Here is a 21205-nt window from a genome sequence, read left to right as displayed (position 1 = left end):
TTTTTGCGCAGTAGTGTCCAGGCCAGTATTTTCAAGGGCTGTGGGCTGTTATTGGGGATGTTTCTTGGTTTTCATTGTGCAACTTCTTGCACAATCGCTATTACGCTCTAAATCAGCTGTTGGTCCGCTTGGAAGGCCTATGTTTCGAGGCTCTCCAGAGGAATCCACTGTTGTCTGCCTTATTTTTTATAAATTGTTAACTACCTGTTTTGGTAGGGTTTTCCAAATGGCCATCAATGTCGTTATGATGGCTATAGCCAAGCCGTAAAGGGCATGGACGCAGACGCCTGACGTTTGGCTGAAAATCTTTCATTGATTCGTATCAATGAATAGGAAAATTCCCAAAGAGGGAATGTCCTGTTGCTTGCCAGTTTTTATGTTGTTTTCATGGAAAAGGCAAAGAGCTCTTCAGACTATTGGGATTTTCGTTCGGTTTTTATGCCAACTAGTTGAATTGTTAAGATATTCATTGGCGCACATGGTGTGCATTGAAGGGTTAGGATGACCTATTCGAGCAAGCTCTCCTCGCATTATCTGGAACTCGCGGAACAGCCGATTTCAAAGGATGTCTTTGCGGGTGAGGATGTGCGTTTTTCCAGCGAATACGAGGCGCTGGAAAATGAGCTGGGCAAGGCGCTCTCGCTCCATGAGAACGGCCAGACCGACTGGTTGAAAATCCTGGAAAACAGCGAAGCGCTGCTTCGTGCCCAATCCAAGGACCTGCGTGTTGCAGCCTGGTTGACCTGGGCCCTCTACCAACGGGAATCCTTTCCCGGTTTGCTGGCCGGACTGGGATTGCTGGAACGTCTGTGCAGCCGGCACTGGGTCGAGATCCATCCGCTCAAGGCGCGCACTCGCGCCGCGGCCATTGCCTGGCTGGTGCCCCGGCTGGAGCAGGCGCTGAACGAAAACGTACCGATCAAGGAGCAACTCCCCCTGTTCCGGCGTCTCGCCGAGCACCTGGAAAAACTCGATACCGCGCTGACCGCGCAACTGGGCGACGACGCGCCCTTGTTGCTGCCGATCAGCCGACGCCTTTCGGGCATGCTCCAGCGCGCCGCCGACAACCAGCCCGAACCTGGCGTGGTCGGCGCCGTGGTGGCCCAGGTCAAGCAGGCGGCCAGCCAGTTGCTGGCGCCGGGTGCGCCCATCGACAACGAGCGCGACGCCCACAAGGCCATGCGCGCCCAGCAGGAGGCCGCACGCCCCCTGTGCGCCTGGTGGCTGAAGCAGAAAGCCACCGATCTGCGCGCGCTGCGCCTCAACCGGACGATGCTCTGGCTGCCCATCGAGTCCATGCCCGAGCGCAATGCCGAACAGGTCACTGCGCTAAGGGGAGTGCCGGCGGACAAGCTGAAAAGCTACCAGGAGCGTTTCGCCCAGGGCCTGTACGCCGATCTCCTGGTGGAGCTGGAGGCGAGCCTGGCACGGGCGCCGTTCTGGTTCGACGGCCAGCGCCTGGTCTGGGAGTGCCTGCAAGGGCTCAACGCCGAGCAGGCGATGCGGGAAGTCGAAATGCATTTCGCCTTGCTCCTGCAGCGTCTGCCGGGGCTGGTGGAGCTGCGTTTCCACGACGGCAGCGCATTCGCCGATGCGGCCACCCGTGGCTGGATCAGCGCCCATGTCATGCCCCATCTCCAGAACGACAGTGCGCCGCGCAAGGTCGAGACCGTGGCCCTGCAGGCCGAATGGGACGTCGCCCTGGACGAGGTCCAGCCGGTGTTGCGCAAGGACGGCCTGAAGGCGGCGGTACAGGTGTTGAAGCAGGGCATGAAGCGCGCCCACGGCGGGCGAGCCCGGTTCTTCTGGCAACTGAGCCTCGCGCGACTGTGCTTCCTGGCGAAGAAGTACGAGCTGGCCAAGACCCAGCTGGAGAGCCTCGACCATCAGTTGCACGAATCGGGATTGCACGCCTGGGAGCCCGATCTGGCGCTGGATGTACTGCACCTGCTGCATAGCTGCTGCGAGCTGTTGCCGCAGAACCACGCCGTGCGAGAACGCAAGGAAGACATTTATCGCAGGCTGTGCCACCTCGATCTCGAGGTGGTGCTCGAATAGGGCTTCGCGCCCTCAATTCTCAAGGAGAAAAAGCCATGGCCAAAGAAGGCTCGGTAGCCCCAAAGGAACGCATCAACGTCACCTTCAAGCCCGCCACTGGCGGTGCCCAGGAAGAAATCGAACTGCCGTTGAAGCTACTGGCGATCGGCGATTACATCCAGCGCGCGGATGAGCGCAAGGTGGAGGACCGCAAGCCGATCGGCATCGACAAGATGACCTTCGACGAGGTCCTGGCCAAGCAGGAGCTGGGGCTGACGCTGAGCGTACCCAATCGTCTCCAGGAGGAGGGCGGCAGCGACGAGCTGGCGGTGGGGCTGCAGATCAACTCGATGAAGGACTTCAACCCGGCCAGCATCGTCGAGCAGGTGCCCGAGCTGAAGAAGCTGATGGAGTTGCGCGATGCGCTGGTGGCCCTCAAGGGCCCGCTGGGCAACGCCCCGGCGTTCCGCAAGGCCATCGAAAGCGTACTCGCCGACGACGAGTCCCGTAGCCGTGTGCTGGGCGAGCTGGGGCTGAGCGCCGCCCCCTCCCAGGACGCCTGAGCCACCCCTAGCCAAGGAAGCAGATACATGAGCACCAGTGCCGCACAGCAAGGCCGGAACCAGAACGGCGAATACAACATTCTCGACAGCATCATCGCCGAGACCCGCCTGAGCCCGGACGACGAGGCCTACGACATCGCCAAGCGCGGCGTCTCCGCCTTCATCGAGGAATTGCTCAAGCCGCAGAACGACGGCGAGCCGGTGAAGAAGGCGATGGTCGACCGGATGATCGCCGAGATCGATGCCAAGCTCAGCACGCAGATGGACGAGATTCTCCATCATCCCGATTTCCAGGCGCTGGAGTCGGCCTGGCGCGGCCTGCAACTGCTGGTCGACCGCACCAACTTCCGCGAGAACATCAAGATCGAGATTCTCAGCGTTTCCAAGCAGGACCTGCTGGACGATTTCGAGGACTCGCCCGAGGTGATGCAGTCCGGCCTGTACAAGCACATCTACACCGCCGAATACGGCCAGTTCGGTGGCCAGCCGGTCGGCGCCATCATCGCCAACTACTACATGTCGCCCAGTTCGCCCGACGTCAAGCTGATGCAATACGTCTCCAGCGTGGCCTGCATGGCCCATGCGCCGTTCGTGGCGGCCGCCGGTCCGAAGTTCTTCGGCCTGGAAAGCTTCACCGGCCTGCCGGACCTGAAGGACCTGAAGGATCATTTCGAAGGCCCGCAGTTCGCCAAGTGGCAGAGCTTCCGCCAGTCCGAGGATTCCCGCTACGTGGCGCTGACCGTACCGCGCTTCCTGCTGCGCACGCCCTACGATCCGGAAGAGAATCCGGTCAAGTCGTTCGCCTACAAGGAGACCGTGGCCAACAGCCACGAGCATTACCTGTGGGGCAACACCGCCTATGCCTTCGGCACCAAGCTGACCGACAGCTTCGCCAAGTATCGCTGGTGCCCGAACATCATCGGCCCGCAGAGCGGCGGTGCGGTGGAGGACCTGCCTTTGCACCACTTCGAGAGCATGGGCGAGATCGAGACCAAGATCCCCACCGAGGTGCTGGTGTCCGATCGCCGCGAGTACGAACTGGCCGAGGAAGGCTTCATTTCCCTGACCATGCGCAAGGGCAGCGACAACGCCGCGTTCTTCTCCGCCAGCTCGGTGCAGAAGCCGAAGTTCTTCGGCATCAGCGCCGAAGGCAAGGCCGCGGAGCTGAACTACAAGCTCGGCACCCAGTTGCCGTACATGATGATCGTCAACCGCCTGGCCCATTACCTGAAGGTCCTGCAACGCGAACAGCTGGGGTCGTGGAAGGAGCGTACCGACCTCGAGCTGGAGCTGAACAAGTGGATCCGCCAGTACGTCGCCGACCAGGAAAACCCCAGCGCCGAAGTGCGCGGCCGTCGCCCGCTGCGCGCTGCACAGATCATCGTCAGTGACGTCGAGGGCGAGCCGGGCTGGTACCGCGTCAGCCTGAACGTGCGCCCGCACTTCAAGTACATGGGGGCGGACTTCACCCTGTCGCTGGTCGGCAAGCTGGACAAAGAGTAAGCGGAGCTTTCCATGACCGGATACGGCAGCCTGTTCGAGCGCCTGAACGGCGACGCGGATAAGCGCGTCGGCTGGAGCCGCGAGGTTTCCGCCATGGCGTCGGTGGCTGCCCATCTGGGCAAGATGCTCAGCACCCGGGCGGGCAGCGTGCAGACGCTGTCCGACTACGGGTTGCCCGATCTCAACGACATGCGCCTGAGCCTGCACGACTCCCTGAGCCAGGCCCGCTCGGCCATCGAAGGTTTCATCGAGGCTTACGAACCGCGCTTGAGCAACGTGCGTGTCGTTTCCCTGCCGCGCGACAACGACCAGCTCCGCCTGGCCTTCAGCATCGAAGGGTTGCTGGAGGTGGAAGGTTTCAAGCGCCAGGTGAGTTTTTCCGCATGCCTGGATGGCAGCGGCCAGGTGAAGGTCAGCTAAGGAGGTTTCGATGTCCGGCAAACCCGCAGCCCGCGTTTCCGATCCTACCGCTTGTCCGCTCCCCGGGCATGGCAGCAATCCCATCGTCGTCGGTTCCGCCGACGTGTTCTTCGACGGCCTCGCGGCGGCCCGCCAGGGTGACGCCTCGGCCTGGCGCGCTTCGATGCCTGGTTCGTCCATGAGGTCTTCTGAGATGGGCGCGAATCGGGTCGATTACGGAAAGACAACGGACACCGTGGGTTTCCGATCTTCAGGCCAGAAATGTCATTGCGGTTTTGGCGGCAGCGGTCAGACGACTGCCATCAGTGAAACGATATCCAGCAGGTAAGCCGTGTCCTTCAATCATTACTACCAGAGCGAACTCACCGCACTGCGCCAGCTGGGGCGCCGTTTCGCCGAGCGTAGCCCGGCCCTGGCCCCGTTTCTCGGGCAGGTCGGACGCGATCCGGATGTTGAGCGCCTGCTCGAGGGCTTTGCCTTCCTGACCGGGCGGTTGCGGCAGAAGCTGGACGACGAGTTGCCGGAACTCAGCCACTCTATGATGCACCTGCTGTGGCCGAACTATATGCGCCCGCTGCCGGCTTTCAGCATTCTCCAGTTCGACCCCCTGACCCGCCCGGGCGGGGCGCTGCGCGTGGAGCGCGATACGCCGGTCGAGAGCCGGCCGGTGGGCGAGGTCGCCTGTCGCTTCCGTACCTGCTACGCCACCGAAGTCCTGCCGCTGGTGCTGGAGGCGCTCAACTATTCGGTGACCGGCGAGGGTGCGCTGCTCGGCCTGCGCCTGGCGATGAACTGCGACGGGCATCTCGGCGAGCTGGGCCTGAGTCGGCTGCGCCTGCACCTGGCCGGCGAGCGCTACATCAGCCAGATGCTCTATCTGTGCCTGCTGCGCAACCTGGAGAGCATCCAACTGATTCCGCTGGACGCCCATGGGCGGCCGCTGGATGGCGTGGCCGGCAAGCCGATGTCGTTCCGCCTGACGGGCGAGCGGGTGCAGCCGGTGGGTTTCGCCGAAGACGAGGCGTTGATTCCCTATCCGCTGAATACCTTCCGTGGCTATCGCTACCTGCAGGAGTACTTCGCGTTCCAGGACAAGTTCCTGTTCGTCGACGTGGATGGCCTTGACCTGCTCGGCGCGCTGCCCGAGGAAACCCTCAAGCAGGTCCGCGGCCTCGAGTTGCGCTTCGATATCCGCAAGAGCGGCATCCAGCGCCTGCACCCGACGCTGGAGAACGTCAAGCTGTACTGTACGCCGGTGGCCAACCTGTTCCGCCACGATGCGCTGCCGATCCGCCTCGACGGCAAGCAGGACGAGTACCTGCTGATGCCGGCCGAATACAGCCTGGAGGACTGCGGGGTGTTCTCGGTAGAAGGCGTCACTGGCTGGCGGCCGGGCGGGCTCGGCTACCAGGCTTACGTACCGTTCGAGTCCTTCGAGCACGATCCCAGCTTCGACGTTCCCGAAGCACGGCCCCACTACAGCGTCCGGCAACGGACCTCGTTGCTGCACGATGGCCTGGACACCTACCTGAGCTTCGGCATCCGCCATCCCGAGCAGATCGAGACGCTGTCGGTGGAACTGACCTGCACCAACCAGAACCTGCCCCAACGGCTGCGCCTGGGCGATATCTGCGTCGCCTGCGAAGGCACGCCGGAATTCCTCGGTTTCCGCAATATCACCCCGGCGACGCCGAGCTACGCGCCGCCGCTGAACCGCGATTTCCTCTGGAAGCTGATCAGCAACATGTCGCTCAACTACCTGTCGCTGGCCAACGTCGACGCGCTCAAGGTGATCCTCGAAACCTACGACCTGCCGCGCTACTACGACCAGCATGCGGCGAAGGTCAGCAAGCGCCTGCTGGGCGGGCTCAAGGCGGTCCGCCACGAGCATGTCGACCGCCTGCATCGGGGCCTGCCGCTGCGCGGCTTGCGTACCGAGCTGACGATCGATCCGGAAGGCTACATCGGCGAGGGCGACCTGTTCGTGTTCGCTTCGGTTCTGAACGAATTTTTCGCGCTTTACGCCAGCATCAACTCCTACCACGAGTTGCGGGTGAGGAGCACACAGGGAGACGTGTACCAATGGAAACCGCGCATGGGTTTGCAGCCCCTGCTGTAAGCGCGCTGGCCCGGGGCATTCGCGAGTACTCGCTGTTCCAGGCGGTCCTGCTGGTCATGGATCGCCTGCGCGAGGAACATCCCGGCCTGGGAGACGAAGCGCTCTACGATCAGTTGGAATTCCAGGCCAATCCTAGCCTCGGCTTCCCGGGCAGCGATGTCGATCGGGTGGAGTTCTTCGAAGAGCGCGGCATGCTGCGGGCGCGGCTGCGTTTCAACCTGATCGGCTTGTTCGGTGCCAGTTCGCCGTTGCCGGCGTTCTACAGCGAGCAGGCCCTGGGCGACAGCGAGGAGGGCAATCCTACGCGGAACTTCCTCGATCTCTTCCATCACCGCCTGCATCGGCTGCTATTGCCGATCTGGCGCAAGTACCGCTACCGGGTGAGCTTCCAGAGCGGCGCGAGCGATGCGTTCTCCGCTCAGTTGTTCGCCCTCGTCGGATTGGGCGGGGAAGAGATCCGCAAGGCCAGGGAACTGAACTGGAAACGTCTGCTGCCCTACCTGGGCCTGCTCAGCCTGCGGGCGCACTCGGCGGCCTTGATCGAGTCGGTGCTGCGCTACTACTTCAAGCATGCCGAACTGGTCGCCGAGCAGTGTATAGAACGGCGCGTCGCGATCCTCGAAGAGCAGCGCAACCGACTCGGCCTGTTCAACAGCCAGCTTGGCGAAGACGCGGTGCTGGGCGAACGGGTCCGCGACCGCAGCGGCAAGTTCCGCATTCATATCCGCCAGCTCGACTGGCAGCGCTTCCACGAGTTCCTGCCGATCGGTCCCGGCTACCAGCCGCTTTGCGCGCTGGTCCGCTTCACCCTGCGCGACCCGCTCGACTACGACATCCGGCTGGTCTTGCGCCAGGAGGAAATCCGCGAGTTCCGCATCGGCGCTCAGAACGCCTGCCGCCTTGGCTGGACCAGTTGGCTGGGCCGGGAGCGCGCCGATGGCGTGGTGACGCTGGGCAGCAAGATTCATTAAGGATGGATGAGCATGATCAACGTAGACCTGCAACAACTGATTCAGGCGCTGGATGCCGACACCCGGCGCGACCTCGAAGGCTCGGCCGAGCGCTGCGTAGCCCGTGGCGGCAGCAAGGTACTGGTGGAGGACCTGTTGCTGGGCCTGCTGGAGCGTCCCCAGGGACTGCTGGCGCGCGCCCTGCAGGATGCCGCGGTGGACGCCGGCGAACTCAACGCCGCGTTGCAAGCGCGGGGCGAGCACAGCGCCTCGCGCAATCCGGTGTTCGCGCCCGAGCTGGTGCAGTGGCTGCAGGATGCGCTGTTGCTGGCCAACCTCGAACTGGGCCGTAGCCAGATCGACCAGGCGGCATTGATCCTGGCCCTGCTACGCAACCCGTTGCGCTATGCCGGCAGCCGCTACCAGCCGCTGCTGGCGCGGCTCGACATCGAGCGGTTGAAGGATTTCGCGCTCTCGCAGCCGCTGGAGGGCGCGCCCAGCGGCAAGCCGGGCGGCGGCGAGTCCCTGTTGCAGCGTTTCACCCACAACCTTACCCAGCAGGCGCGCGACGGCAAGCTCGATCCGGTGCTCTGTCGCGACGGGGCTATTCGCCAGATGGTCGACATCCTGGCCCGTCGGCGGAAAAACAACCCCATCGTGGTCGGCGAGGCTGGCGTCGGCAAGACCGCCATCGTCGAAGGCCTGGCCTCGCGGATCGCCGCAGGGGAAGTGCCGCCGGCGCTGAGGGACGTCGAGCTGTTGTCCCTCGACATGGGCCTGTTGCAGGCCGGTGCCAGCGTGAAGGGCGAGTTCGAGCGGCGCCTGAAAGGCGTCATCGACGAAGTGAAGGCAGCGCTCAGGCCGACCATCCTGTTCATCGACGAGGCCCATACGCTGATCGGCGCGGGCGGTCAGGCCGGCGGCTCGGATGCCGCCAACCTGCTCAAGCCGGCCCTGGCACGTGGCGAGTTGCGCACCATCGCGGCGACGACCTGGGCCGAATACAAGAAGTATTTCGAGAAGGACCCGGCGCTGGCCCGGCGCTTCCAGCCCGTGCAGTTGCATGAGCCGAGCGTTGCCGAGGCGGTGACGATTCTGCGTGGCCTGGCCCGGGTTTACGAGGAAAGCCACGGTATCTACCTGCGCGACGACGCGGTGGTGGCCGCCGCCGAACTGTCCGCCCGCTACCTGGCGGGTCGCCAGTTGCCGGACAAGGCCGTCGACGTCCTCGACACCGCCTGTGCGCGGGTGCGCATCAGCCTGGCGGCGGCGCCGGAGAGTCTCGAGCGCCTGCGCGGCGAGCTGGCCGAAGGTGAGCGCCAGCGCCAGGCCCTGCGCCGCGATGCCGAGGCAGGCCTGCCGATCGACCACAATGCCCTGCAGGCGCTGGAGGAGCGTCTGGCCCAGGCGGAAAGCGAGCGGCACGTACAGGAGGACCAGTGGAGCCGCCAGCGCGAACTCGCCGAGCGCCTGCTCGCCCTGCGCCAGCAATTGGCCAGGGCCCGCGAGGCGAACCGGGAAGAGCAGGGCAGCGAGGCGGATGCGGAGGCTTTCCCGGCCGACGAGCATGGCGGTGTCGAAGCCCTGGAAAAGGCCCTTCACGAAACCCGCCAGGCGCTCGCCGATGCCCAGGCCCAGGGGCGGCTGGTCAGCTTCGAGGTCTGCCCGCGCCTGGTTGCCGAGGTGATCGGCGCCTGGACCGGCGTACCGGTGGAACAACTGGCGCGGGAACACAACGCCAAGGTGATGGGGTTCGCTGACGACCTGCGGGCGCGGATCCGTGGCCAGGAACAGGCGGTCAGCGCCCTGGACCGCGCGATGCGCGCCACCGCGGCCGGGCTGAACAAGCCCGATGCGCCGGTCGGCGTGTTCCTGCTGGTGGGCCCGAGCGGGGTGGGCAAGACCGAGACCGCGCTGGCGCTGGCCGACCTGCTGTATGGCGGCGAGCGTTTCATCACCACCATCAACATGTCCGAGTTCCAGGAGAAGCACACCGTCTCGCGCCTGATCGGCGCGCCGCCCGGCTATGTCGGCTATGGCGAGGGTGGCATGCTCACCGAGGCGGTACGCCAGAAGCCCTATTCGGTGATATTGCTGGACGAGGTGGAGAAGGCCGATCCGGACGTGCTCAACCTGTTCTACCAGATCTTCGACAAGGGCGTGGCCAACGATGGCGAAGGGCGCGAGATCGATTTCCGCAATACCTTGATCCTGATGACCTCCAACCTCGCCAGCGAGCACATCGCCGCGCTTTGCCAGGACGGCGCGCGGCCTTCCGCCGAACTCCTGGAGGAAACCATCCGGCCGGCGCTCAGCCGGCATTTCAAGCCGGCGCTGCTGGCGCGCATGCGCGTGGTGCCTTACTACCCGGTGGGCGGCCCGGTACTGCGCGAGCTGATCGAGATCAAGCTGGAACGCCTCGGCGAGCGTCTGGCCCGCCGTCAACTGGCTTTCGACTACAGCCAGGCGCTGGTGGACCACCTGGCCGAGCGTTGCACCCAGAGCGACAGCGGCGCACGGTTGATCGACCACCTGCTGGACACGCACCTGCTGCCGCTGGTGGCCGACCGTTTGCTGGAAGCGATGGCGCTCGACGAGCGTCTCGAGCGGGTCCATGCGACGCTGGGCGAGCACGGCCGCGTGCTCTGCGAGTTCGCCTGAGGTGGGTGCGATGTTCAGCCGCGTACCGCAACCCCTGGCCTTCGCCGAAGCCCTGCTCGCTCAGTTCGGCGCGCTGTCGCGGGAAACCGACATCGCGGCCCTGCTGGGCGGTTTCGCACGCGCAGTCGGCGAACTCAGCGGCTGCGAGCTGAGCCAGTTGTATCTGCTCGACCAGACCCATACCGCGCTCACCCTCAACGCCGAATGCCGGGACGGCCTGTTGCAGGCGCTGGAGCCGTCGAGCCTGCCGGCGGACTACACCGGCGAGCAGTTGCTGCAGTTCGCCCTGTGCCAGAACCGCGTGGTCAGTCTCGTCGACCTGCCGTCGCGGCTGCACGAGACCGGCTTCCTGCCGGCAGGGGAGCAGCCCTGGCTGTCCCTGCTCTGCGTTCCGCTGGTGAGCCCGGAGAAAACGGTCGAGGGCATGGTGGTCTGCGCCACCCGGCGCCCACTGGACCTGCAGGGATTCGCCCATCCACTGGGCCAGTTGGGCTCGTTCGTGCTGGCCCAGTTGCATCTGCTGCAACGCCTCTCGCAACCCTCCGGCGAGCCGCAGGGACCGTCCAGCGCGCCGGTGGTCAGCGGCTACGGGCTGATCGGCAGGAGCGCGGCGATGCGTGAGACCTGCCGCCTGATCAGCAAGGTCCTGCACAACCCCTATACCGTGTTGCTGCAGGGCGAGACCGGTACCGGCAAGGAGGTGGTCGCACGGGCGATCCACGAGTACGGCCCGCGGCGAGCACAGGCGTTCGTGGTGCAGAACTGCGCGGCGTTTCCGGAAAACCTGCTGGAAAGCGAGCTGTTCGGCTACCGCAAGGGCGCCTTTACCGGTGCCGAGCGCGATCGTCCCGGGTTGTTCGATGCCGCGGATGGCGGAACCCTGCTGCTCGACGAAATCGGCGACATGCCCCTGTCGCTCCAGGCCAAGCTGTTGCGCGTGTTGCAGGAAGGCGAGATTCGCCCGCTCGGCGGCAACGACACGCACAAGGTCGATGTACGCATCATCGCCGCTACCCACCGTGACCTCGCCCTGCTGGTCCGCGATGGCAAGTTCCGCGAAGACCTCTACTACCGGCTGGCGCAGTTTCCCATCGAGTTGCCGCCGTTGCGCCAGCGCGAGGGCGACGCCCTCGAACTGGCCCGGCATTTCGCCGAACGCGCCTGCGTGTTCCTGCGCCGCGCGCCGCTGGGCTGGTCCGCGGAAGCGCTGGAACTGCTCGACGGCTATGGCTTTCCCGGCAACGTTCGGGAGCTGAAGGGACTGGTGGAATGCGCGGTACTGCTCTGCGAAGGCGATGTGCTGCTGGCCGAACACTTTTCCCTGCGCGCGCCCCCGGAAGCGGAGGCGCCGCTCAAGCTGCGCGAGCACCTGGAGCAGATCGAACGCGACCTGCTGCTCGCCTGCCTGCGCAGGAACGCTGGCAACCAGACCCTCGCTGCGCGCGAACTGGGTCTGCCGCGCCGAACCCTGATCTATCGCATGGGACGCCTGAACATTCATTTCGGCGATCCCCGGACCTGAAGCCCATGATCGAGATTTCCTTCCAACCAGCCCTGCCGGGCGCGCGCCTGGAGCGCGGCGTCCGCGGCCCTTCCATGGAGACTCCCTGATGCCTGTTCGTCACTGGCCCGCCGTGCTTCTGGCCCTGGCCGTCCTCTGCGGCCTCGCCGGTTGCAGCGGCAACTACAAATTCAACGACGGCGACTATCGCCCGCTTGGCGATCCGCAGGCGGTCAATCGCGGCAAGTGACCGCAAGGAGCGATCTCATGGAACTGGTATTGGAAATGCTCAGCGCCAAGCAATTCGTACCGACGGAGCTGTGCAGCAAGACCTTCGGCAGGAACGGCGGCCTCATCGGCCGCGGCGGTGAGTGCGACTGGGCGATTCCCGATCGCAAGCGGCACCTGTCCAAGCAGCATGCGCGGGTCAGCTATCGCAACGGCGCATTCTACCTGACCGACACCAGCAGCAACGGCATCCGCGCCGGCAACGGCAGCCGCCTGCCGCATGGCGAGCCGCAGCGCATCGAGCAGGACAGTGTCTTCCTGCTCGGCGACTTCGAGATCCGCGCGCGGCTGCTGCGCGAGCCCGACGAGTTCGCCATGGACGTCGGGCGGCCGCAGCCGGCGGGCAGCATCATTCCGGACGATGCCTTCCTGGCCCTCGATCCGTTGCAGGCGCTCGACCAGGACGGTGCAGATGCCTACGAACTCGACGACCTGAGCGCAATCGCCCAGCCCAGCCAGGAGGCCGGGGCGCGTGCGGACTACGCGCGGATCGACATGGAAAGCCTGGTCGTACCGGAGCTGGTGCCCGCCCCGGCGGCTCCGCAGGAACCCGTGGACAGTCCGCGTCCGGGTCGCGACGAAGCCTTCTGGCAGCGTTTCGGCCAGGCCCTGGGAATGGACCTCGAAGGCCTCGACGGCGCTGCGCGCGAAGCGCTGGCGATCAACGCCGCCGGTTTGCTGCGGCAGTGCATCGGCGGCTTGCAGCAGAGCCTGCGGACCCGCAGCGAACTGAAAAATGAACTGCGCCTGTCGCTGAGCACGTTGCGCGATACCGGCAAGAATCCCTTGCGCTTCAGCGGCGATGCCGGCGAGGCGCTGGGTCATCTGCTACGGGATGGCAAGCCTGGCCAGTTGAGTGGCGAACAGGCCGTCGCACGCAGTTTCCGCGACCTCCAGGCGCACCAGGTGGCGCTGCTCGGCGCCAGCCGGGCGGCGGTGCGCGCGACCCTCGAGCATTTCTCGCCGCAGCAGCTGACCCTGCGTTTCGAGCGCGACGGCCGCCGACCGTTGCTGGCCACCGCGGGCAGCCGTTGGCGTGCCTACGGTCGCTACCACCAGTCGCTATGCCAGGACGACGATTGGAGCGAGCGCCTGTTGGCGCGTGATTTCGCCCAGGCCTACGAAGAGCAGGTTCGCCTGATTTCCACCCTCTACACCGAGCACCAAGGATGATCGCCATGTCTCGTCGCCCGATCCCGCCAGCCAGGGCGCTGGCCATGCTCGCCGTCCTGGCGCTGCTGGCCGGCTGTTCCACGCTGTCGCCGTATTCCAGACTGACCAAGCTCGACCTCGCCCTGAGCGCCGGCGAGCGGGTCAATCCCGACCTCAATGGCCGGCCGTCGCCGGTGGTAGTGCGGCTGTTCGAGCTGAAGCACCCGGTGGCGTTCGAGAACGCCGACTTCTTCAGCCTCTACGAACGTCCCAAGGAGACCCTGGACTCCGACCTGGTGACCAGCGAGGAGCTGGAGCTGCGGCCCGGCGAGCGGGTCGAACTCAAGCTCAGCGTGGAGGAGGGGAGCCGCTACGTGGGCGTGCTCGCCGCCTACCGCGATCTCGGCGAGGCAAGCTGGCGCTACGTGGTGCCGGTCACGGCGAAAGAGCTGACCCGGGTAGAGCTGAAGCTGGGCCGGAAGGGCATCCTGAATGCCGGCGAACTGCTCGGCAAGGCGGGTGACGCGCGATGAACGTGCACAAGATCGTCTGGCAGGAAGGCATGCTGCTGCGCCCGCAGCATCTGCAACACAACGACCGCTACTACGACAACCAGATGAAGGCCCGGACCCAGTTGCTGGGCAGCTACAACTGGGGCTTCCTCGCCCTGGAGCTGGACCGCCAGTTCCTCAACATGGGCAAGCTGGTGATCAGCCAGGCCTCCGGCGTACTGCCCGACGGCAGCCTGTTCGAACTCGGCGGCAACACCGAGCCGCTCGCCCTCGACGTGCCGCCCAATACCTCGAACGTGCCGATCTACCTGGCCCTGCCGCTGGTCACCGGTAACCACATCGAGGCGCGCCGGCCGGAGCAGGCCGAGGTCCTGGCGCGCTATACCGCCTACGATCTGGAGGTGGCGGACTCCAACGCCGGCGAGGATTCCATGGTGCAGGTCAGCTGCGCGCGGCCGGATTTTCGCCTGCTGCTCGGCGAGCAGCAGAGCGACCAGGCCTACGTCAAACTGAAGGTGGCGGTGGTGCTGGATACCACGCCGGACGGGGTGATCAGCCTCGACCCCGACTTCGTGCCGAGCTACCTCCACGCCCACGCATCCGCCTACCTGCTGTCCTGCCTGAAGGAGGTGATCAGCATGCTCGGCCATCGCGGCGACACCATCGCCGAGCGTATCCGGTCCAATGGCAAGGTCGGCGGCGCGGAGGTCGGCGATTTCATGATGCTGCAACTGATCAATCGCACCGAGTTGCTGCTGCGCCACTACCTGGGATTGGAGCAGGTGCATCCGGAGCAGTTGTACCGGGTGCTGCTGACCATGCTCGGCGACCTCGCCACCTTCGGCAGCGAGAGCAAGCGTCCGCGCCTGGACAGCCGTTACCAGCACAGCGACCAGGGCGCCAGCTTCCGCAGGCTGATGGAGGCGATTCGCCAGGTCCTGTCGATGGTGCTCGAGCAGCATGCCATCGAACTGCCTCTCCAGGCCCGCCAGTACGGCATCCTGGTCTCGCCCCTGCACGACCACAAGCTGCTCGGCAGCGCCTCGTTCGTGCTCGCCGCCAGTGCCAATTGCGAGTCGGAGGAACTGCGCCAGCGCCTGCCCGCGCATCTCAAGGTGGGTGCGGTCGAGCACATTCGCCAGTTGGTCAACCTGCACCTGCCGGGGATCCGGGTCAAGCCGCTGCCGGTGGCGCCGCGGCAGATCCCGTTCCACTCCAACAAGACCTATTTCATTCTCGAACCCAACGCCGAGGATATGACCCAGCTGGAGCGCTCCGGCGGTTTCGCGTTCCACGTATCCGGCGAGTTCTCCGAGCTTGAACTGAAATTCTGGGCCATCAGGAACTGAACATGATCAAGGAAAGGGAATACCACGAGGACGAGAAGACCGTCCTCCTCGATCACCAGGGACAGGTACCGGCCCAGGGGCCGCTGACCGATTTCGCCGAACCGCCGCGCTTCGAGCAGCTCGAGGAGCGGATGATCTACGCGGCGCGCCTGCGTCCGGGCGAGGCCTTCAACGTCAGCCTGAACCCGCTGGTGGCGGCGGCTTCCGAACTGCTTTCGGAAGTGGTCCGGCTCAAGCACAGCAGCGTGCTGGAGAACCTTGCGGCGCTCAAGGAGCGGTTGACCTCCGCCATGAAGCTCTTCGAATTCCGCGCCGTGCAGGATGGCGTGGAAAACAGCCAGGTCATGGCGGCGCGCTACGTGCTGTGCACGGTGGTCGACGAGGCGGTGGTGACCACCCCGTGGGGCAACGAAAGCGAATGGTCGAAGATCAGCCTGCTGAGCAGCTTCCATAACGAGACCTTCGGCGGCGAGAAGTTCTTCCAGTTGCTCGACCGGCTGTCGAAGAACCCGGTCAAGCATCTGCCGATGCTGGAGCTGATGTACCTCTGCCTGGCCCTCGGCTTCGAGGGCAAGTACCGGGTGATGGCTCGCGGCGTGCTCGACCTGGACGGTATTTCCGATGCGCTCTACCGGCAGATCCGCCAGTTGCGCGGCGACGTGCCGCGCGAACTGTCGCCGCACTGGCAGGGGCTCAGCGACCAGCGTCGCGGCCTGGTGCGGATCGTGCCCTGGTGGATGGTGGCGCTGTTCACCCTGGTCTGCCTGGTGGTGATGTATTCGGGATTCGCCTGGGTTCTCGGCGAGCAACGCGACACGGTGCTGCAGCCTTACCAGTCGCTCGATGCGGCGGCAGGACAGCCCGGTTCGTAAACACAGGGACGCGAAATGAAAAACTTCTTCAAGAAAGTCGGCGCCTTCCTGCGCAAGACGTGGGTCTGGACGCTGCTGCTGGTACTCCTGGCGGCATTGCTGGTGTGGTTCGTCGGGCCGCTGCTGGCGGTCGCCGACTACAAGTTCTGGGAAAGCCCGACCTCGCGGTTGCTGAGCATCAGCCTGATGTTCCTGGTCTGGGGGCTGGCGATGGTCTTCGTCAGCTGGCGCGCCGGAGTGCGGCGCAAGGCCGTCGAGGACAGCGACGAGGGCCAGGAGCGCTTGCGCCGCGACGGTCTGATCGAAGACGAACAGAAGGAATTGCGCAGCCGCTTCAAGGACGCCTTGCGCACCCTGAAGACCTCCAGCCTGTACCGCGGTCGTAGCGAGCGCTGGCGCAACGAGCTGCCCTGGTACCTGCTGATCGGCCCGCAGGGAAGCGGCAAGACCAGCCTGCTGGACTTTTCCGGACTGGAGTTCCCGATCAACCGGATCGACCGCAAGCTGACCCGCGATACCGCCGGCACGCGCTACTGCGACTGGTACTTCGCCGACCACGGCGTCCTGATCGACACCGCCGGGCGCTACCTGACCCAAGCCGACGGCGAGGTCGACGGGGGCGCCTGGGCGACCCTGCTCGGCCTGTTGCGCAAGCGCCGCCGCGCACGGCCGCTGAATGGCGTGATGGTGTCGATTCCGGTGGAAACGTTGCTCAGCGACGACGAGATGGCGCTGGATACGCTGGCTCGCCAGGTGCGCGCGCGCCTGCAGGAAATCCAGCAGACCCTGCACCTCGATCTGCCGGTCTACCTGGTGCTGAGCAAGGCCGACCAGTTGCTCGGCTTCGACGAGTTCTTCGACCAGTTGAGCCGCGAGGAGAGCGACCAGGTTCTGGGCACCAGCTTCGGCAAGGAGCAGAACGGCACCGATGTGACGGTCCTGCGCCAGGCGTTCGAGGACCTTCTGCGACGCCTGAACAGCCAGGTGATCATGCGCATCCACCAGGAGCGCGATACCCTGCGTCGCGGTCGCATCCTCGACTTCCCGCACCAGCTTGGCCAGATCGGCGAGCGGTTGTGCCTGTTCGTCGAACTCGCCTTCACCGGCAACCGCTACCAGCGCGCCAGCCGCCTGCGCGGCTTCTACCTGACCAGTGCGCCGCACCTGGCCCAGCAGCTGGATGAGGACACCGCCGGCATCGGCGCCAACCTGGGGATCGCCAGCGGCCTGCTGCCGACCCTGCGCAACGGGCGCTCGCGCTTCATCCATCACCTGCTGAGCCAGGTGATCTTCCCCGAGGCCAACCTGGCAGGTCTCGATCGCCGCGAACGCACGCGCATCCACTGGGGCCAGCGCGCCCTGTACGTCGGCTCGCTGGCGCTCCTTCTGCTATTCGGCCTGCTCTGGGCTGGCGGTTTCTCGGCCAACCACGAGCGCCTGGAGCGGGTCCGCGAGCTGGCGCAGCAATGGACCCAGCAGCGCCAGGCGCTTGGCGAGCGCGATGACGCCATGGCGGCGCTGAAGACGCTGGATAGCAGCTATGCGGCGACCACCGTGTTTCCGCCCAAAGGCGAAGTCTCGCTGCACGAGCGCGCCGGGCTGTACCAGGGCAACGAGGTCAACCCACCGCTGGCCGCTGCCTATCGCCGCGAGCTGGAGACGCAACTGCTGCCGCGCGTGGCGCGGATGCTCGAAGCGCAGATCCGCGGCAACATGCAGAATCGCGAACGCCTGCTCAACAGCCTGCGGGCCTACCTGATGCTGAATCTGCGCGAGCGCCGCGAGAACGGATGGCTCAAGGACTGGGTGGCTAACGACTGGTCGCAGCGCTATGCCGGCAACGGCACCGTGCAGAATGGCCTGAACACGCATTTCGCCCGTCTGCTCGAGCAACCGTTCAGCTATCCGCTGAACGACACCCTGGTGGCCCAGGCGCGCCAGGTGCTGCGCAGCGAGTCCCTGGCCAACGTGGTCTACCGGGTGCTGCGCGAACAGGCGCGAAGCCTGCCCGAGTATCGCTTCGGCCAGCACCTGGGGCCGCAGGCCGGTCTGTTCGTCGGCACCGACTACGTGATCCCGGGGTTCTACACCCAGCAGGGCTACCAGCAGTACTTCGTGGTCCAGGGCGCCAGCCTGGTCAACGACATCCTTCGCGACAACTGGGTCCTGGGCGAGGGCAGCGGGATCAGCGACATGGACCTGCGGCGCCTGATGGTCGAACTCGAGCAGTTGTATTTCCGCGACTACGCGAACTTCTGGAGCGAGGCGGTCGGACGCCTGGGCCTGCTGCCGTTCAACGATGCCGGCGAGGGCGCCGACCAGGTTTCCGGGCTGCTCGCCGCCAACTCGCCGATCCTCCAGTTGTTGCTGGAGGTCCGTGAGAACACCCGTTTCCCGGTCCTGGCGGAGAGCGCCGAGGCGCTGGCAGAGGCCAGCGACAAGGCCGCGGAAAAGGGCGGCAAGCTGGGCAAGGCGGCCGCCGCGGCGGCCGGCAAGGCCAGGGACGCGTTGGCGAAGAACCTGCCGGATACCGCGAAGAAGTCCCTGCAACGCCGCTTCGAGCCCCTGCATCGCCTGCTCGACGATAACAACGGCCCGGCGGCCGACCTCACTCCGCTGTTGCAGGCGCTCAACGAGTTGCAGTTGCAACTCGCCGGACTGGCGCGCGCCAGCCAGCCGGAGCAGGCGGCTTTCGACATGGCGAAGAGTCGCATGGGCGGCCAGCGCGATGCCCTGAGCAACCTGCGCAACGCCTCCGCGCGACTGCCGCGACCGCTTGGCGGATGGTTCAGCGTGCTGGCCGAAGACGCCTGGCGGCTGGTCCTCGGCGATGCCTACCTGTACCTCAACCAGCGCTACCAGAGCGAGCTGTACGGTTTCTACAGCAAGGCGATCAACAAGCGCTACCCGTTCAACGCGCACAGCGCCAGCGATGTCGCGGTCAGCGATTTCCGCGAGTTCTTCAAGGCGCAGGGCGTCGCCGAACGCTTCTTCGAAACCTACATGCGGCCCTTCGTCAGCGGCGACCCGGGCAGCTATCGCCTGCGCAGCGTGGACGGCTACAGCCTGCCGATGTCCAAGGTCTATCTCGACCAGATGGGCACGGCCCAGGTGATCCGCCAGAGCTTCTTCGCCGAGAACCCGGCCGAGCCGCAGGTGCGCTTCCGTCTGGAGCCCTATACCCTCGATCCTGGCGTCAGCCGCGCCGAGTTCCGTTTCGACGGTCAATCCATGGAATACCGCCACGGCCCGATCGTGCCGATGTCGTTCAAGTGGCCCAGCGACGCCGACGGCGGCCGCACCAGCCTGGTGCTGGAGAAGATGGCCGGGCGACCGGTGGGAATCGAACGCAATACCGGGCCCTGGTCGCTGTTCAGGCTGTTCGACCTGATGCAGACCGAGTACCTCAGCGGGCGTGACGTGATGGTGCTCAAGGCCGACCTGGGCGGCCTGCGCGCCAACTACCTGCTGCTCGCCCAGCGCACGCCGAATCCGTTCGATCTCGCGGTCCTGCGCAGCTTCCGCATGCCGGTGCAGCTCTGATGCAACGCACCGAGCCCTGGCGCAGCGCGGCGCGCACGGATCGCGGCAAGGTCCGCGCGCGCAACGAGGATGCCTTCCTGGACTGCCCGGATCGCGGGCTCTGGGCGGTCGCCGATGGCATGGGCGGGCACCAGGCCGGCGACCTGGCCAGCCGGATGATCGTCACCAGCCTGGCGGAACTGCCGGCCCGGGCGGGATTCGACGAGCGCCTGAACGCGATGCGCCAGTGCCTGCACTGGCTCAACCGGCGCCTGGGCGAGGAACTCACCCTCAGCGCCGAACGCGGCGACAGGATCATCGGCAGTACGGTGGTGGCGCTGGTCGTGGAGGGTTCGCGGGCGGCCTGCGTGTGGGTCGGCGACAGCCGCTGCTACCTGTGGCGCGGCCAGCGGCTGTACCAGCTGTCCCGCGACCACTCGCTGTTGCAGCGACTGGTCGACGAACGGCGGATGGATATCGAGCAGGCGCGCGCCTATCCCTCGGCGCGCGCGCTGACCCGTGCCGTCGGCGCCAGCGAACAACTGGTGCTGGACGTGTTGGAACTGGAGGTGCATCCCGGTGATGTCTTCCTGCTCTGCAGCGACGGGCTCTACGAAGAGCTGAGCGCCGATGCGCTGGGCCGCGCGTTGAGCCTGGCATCGCCGCAGGTGGCGGTGGAGCGGCTGTTCGACGGCGCCCTGAGCGGCGCCGCGCGGGACAACCTGACGGCCGTGGTGATCCGTCAATGAACGAACCGCTGTCGTCGCTGGAGCTGCTGCCGGAGGAGGAGGGCGGCGCGAACCTGACCTATTTCGCCTTCGCCGCCCCGACCGCCTCGGCGCCGGACCTGCCGGCCGTGTTGCCCGGTCCGCTGCCGGACGTTCTTTCCGGGCGCTACCGTCTGGAGCGGATGCTCGGCGCCGGCGGCATGGGCACGGTATACCGTGCCCGGGACCTGCTCCATGAGCAGTTCGGCGACCCGGCGCCGCTGGTAGCGTTGAAGCTGCTCAACGAATCGGTCGCCGAGTCACCCGACGCCAGCGCCTTGCTCTATAGCGAGTTCGCCCTGACCCGGCGCTTGCGCCATCCGAACGTCGTGCGTCTGTTCACCTTCGACGTCGACACCGTCTGCCAGCGCGCCTACATCGTCATGGAACTCATGCCTGGCCTGCCGCTCGATCGCCTGCTCTGCGAGCGTCCCGAAGGCCTGCCCTGGTCCGAGTTGAGCGCGATCGCCCGGCCGTTGCTGGACGCCCTGGCCTATGTCCACGAACAAGGGGTGCTGCATGGCGACCTGAAGCCGAGCAACGTGATGCTCGGCGAGGAGGGCGTGCGGCTCTTCGACTTCGGCCTCGGCCAGGCGCAGGCAGGCATCCTGGACGGCCTGCCGCAGCTCAGCCGGGGCCGCATCGACGCCTGGACCCCGGGCTACGCCGCTCCCGAACTGCTCGAGGGTGCGCCGTTGTCGCCGGCAGCCGACCTGTATGCGCTGGCCTGCGTCCTCTACGAACTGGCCGACGGTCGCCATCCGTTCCGCCGCCTGCCCTCGAACCAGGCCCGGGAGCAGGGGCTGGAGCGCCAGCTGCGCGCGCCCGGACACCTGCCTCGGCGCTGCTGGCCGGCGCTGCGTACCGCCCTGAGCCTCGATCCCGAACGGCGCTGCATCGGCGTCCGCGAATTGCAGGAAGCGCTGGGCGCGCGGCGTTCCTGGCTGGCCGGCGTTCTTGCCCGTTGAGCCGGCGGCGCTCGGTTTGCA

16 protein-coding genes and 1 pseudogene are annotated in these 21205 nt (G+C 65.8%); all 17 read left to right on the top strand.

All coding sequences use genetic code 11. The features are described 5' to 3' along the window. Positions 1–501: 501 nt before the first annotated feature. The 17 genes and pseudogenes from tssA to M6E97_RS14560 all read left to right on the top strand — a co-directional run bounded on the left by tssA (position 502) and on the right by M6E97_RS14560 (position 21184). Entirely contained in the window at positions 502–2058 is a 1557-nt protein-coding gene (gene tssA, locus M6E97_RS14640; RefSeq protein ID WP_003097814.1) for a type VI secretion system protein TssA, read from the top strand. Between the two features lie 35 nt (positions 2059–2093). Continuing rightward, positions 2094–2600 carry a type VI secretion system contractile sheath small subunit gene (tssB, locus tag M6E97_RS14635; protein ID WP_033939775.1) on the top strand — a complete coding sequence of 169 codons (507 nt, stop codon included), beginning with the start codon at positions 2094–2096 and terminating at the stop codon, positions 2598–2600. A 27-nt stretch (positions 2601–2627) separates the two neighbouring features. Continuing rightward, positions 2628–4103 (top strand): type VI secretion system contractile sheath large subunit, encoded by a 1476-nt coding sequence (gene tssC, locus M6E97_RS14630; protein ID WP_003087596.1) that lies wholly within the window; start codon positions 2628–2630, stop codon positions 4101–4103. Between the two features lie 12 nt (positions 4104–4115). Next, a complete protein-coding gene (gene tssE, locus M6E97_RS14625) occupies positions 4116–4523 on the top strand; it encodes a type VI secretion system baseplate subunit TssE (protein WP_003140089.1) in 408 nt (135 codons plus the stop codon). A 10-nt stretch (positions 4524–4533) separates the two neighbouring features. Then, positions 4534–4695, top strand: a pseudogene (locus tag M6E97_RS14620) (PAAR domain-containing protein); the annotation flags it as partial. A gap of 159 nt (positions 4696–4854) precedes the next feature. After that, the gene (gene tssF, locus M6E97_RS14615; RefSeq protein WP_003087605.1) at positions 4855–6642 is read left to right on the top strand and encodes a type VI secretion system baseplate subunit TssF; all 1788 of its coding nucleotides are present in this window, start codon (positions 4855–4857) and stop codon (positions 6640–6642) included. Then, positions 6606–7613 (top strand): type VI secretion system baseplate subunit TssG, encoded by a 1008-nt coding sequence (gene tssG / locus M6E97_RS14610; protein ID WP_003140086.1) that lies wholly within the window; start codon positions 6606–6608, stop codon positions 7611–7613. The genes tssF and tssG overlap by 37 nt, the downstream gene beginning before the upstream one ends. Positions 7614–7619: 6 nt before the next feature. Continuing rightward, positions 7620–10253 (top strand): type VI secretion system ATPase TssH, encoded by a 2634-nt coding sequence (gene tssH / locus M6E97_RS14605; protein ID WP_079385781.1) that lies wholly within the window; start codon positions 7620–7622, stop codon positions 10251–10253. Positions 10254–10263: 10 nt separating this feature from the next. Next, a complete protein-coding gene (locus M6E97_RS14600; protein ID WP_003140081.1) occupies positions 10264–11775 on the top strand; it encodes a sigma-54 interaction domain-containing protein in 1512 nt (503 codons plus the stop codon). Between the two features lie 88 nt (positions 11776–11863). Further along, positions 11864–12004, top strand: a complete 141-nt coding sequence (locus M6E97_RS14595; RefSeq protein ID WP_003087614.1) for a hypothetical protein — start codon at positions 11864–11866, stop codon at positions 12002–12004. Between the two features lie 17 nt (positions 12005–12021). Then, a complete protein-coding gene (tagH, locus tag M6E97_RS14590) occupies positions 12022–13215 on the top strand; it encodes a type VI secretion system-associated FHA domain protein TagH (protein ID WP_033939770.1) in 1194 nt (397 codons plus the stop codon). Between the two features lie 5 nt (positions 13216–13220). Next, positions 13221–13727: a type VI secretion system lipoprotein TssJ gene (tssJ, locus tag M6E97_RS14585; RefSeq protein ID WP_033939779.1), complete on the top strand. Its 507-nt coding sequence runs from the start codon at positions 13221–13223 to the stop codon at positions 13725–13727. Beyond that, positions 13724–15055 carry a type VI secretion system baseplate subunit TssK gene (gene tssK / locus M6E97_RS14580; RefSeq protein WP_003087620.1) on the top strand — a complete coding sequence of 444 codons (1332 nt, stop codon included), beginning with the start codon at positions 13724–13726 and terminating at the stop codon, positions 15053–15055. Before tssJ ends, tssK begins: the two co-directional genes overlap by 4 nt. A gap of 2 nt (positions 15056–15057) precedes the next feature. Next, the gene (gene icmH, locus M6E97_RS14575; RefSeq protein WP_003120354.1) at positions 15058–15927 is read left to right on the top strand and encodes a type IVB secretion system protein IcmH/DotU; all 870 of its coding nucleotides are present in this window, start codon (positions 15058–15060) and stop codon (positions 15925–15927) included. Positions 15928–15942: 15 nt separating this feature from the next. Next, entirely contained in the window at positions 15943–19470 is a 3528-nt protein-coding gene (gene tssM, locus M6E97_RS14570; protein ID WP_023091981.1) for a type VI secretion system membrane subunit TssM, read from the top strand. Beyond that, positions 19470–20198, top strand: coding sequence for a PP2C family protein-serine/threonine phosphatase (locus M6E97_RS14565; protein ID WP_003087627.1), 729 nt, complete (start codon positions 19470–19472; stop codon positions 20196–20198). Before tssM ends, M6E97_RS14565 begins: the two co-directional genes overlap by 1 nt. Beyond that, positions 20195–21184: a serine/threonine-protein kinase gene (locus tag M6E97_RS14560; protein ID WP_003140077.1), complete on the top strand. Its 990-nt coding sequence runs from the start codon at positions 20195–20197 to the stop codon at positions 21182–21184. Before M6E97_RS14565 ends, M6E97_RS14560 begins: the two co-directional genes overlap by 4 nt. Positions 21185–21205: the final 21 nt, after the last annotated feature.

It is taken from the genome of Pseudomonas sp. B111 (genome assembly GCF_026428275.1).
GTDB lineage: Bacteria > Pseudomonadota > Gammaproteobacteria > Pseudomonadales > Pseudomonadaceae > Pseudomonas > Pseudomonas aeruginosa.
The sequence above is the reverse complement of the archived record's forward strand: the minus strand, read 5'-3'. Positions and strand labels throughout refer to the sequence as shown.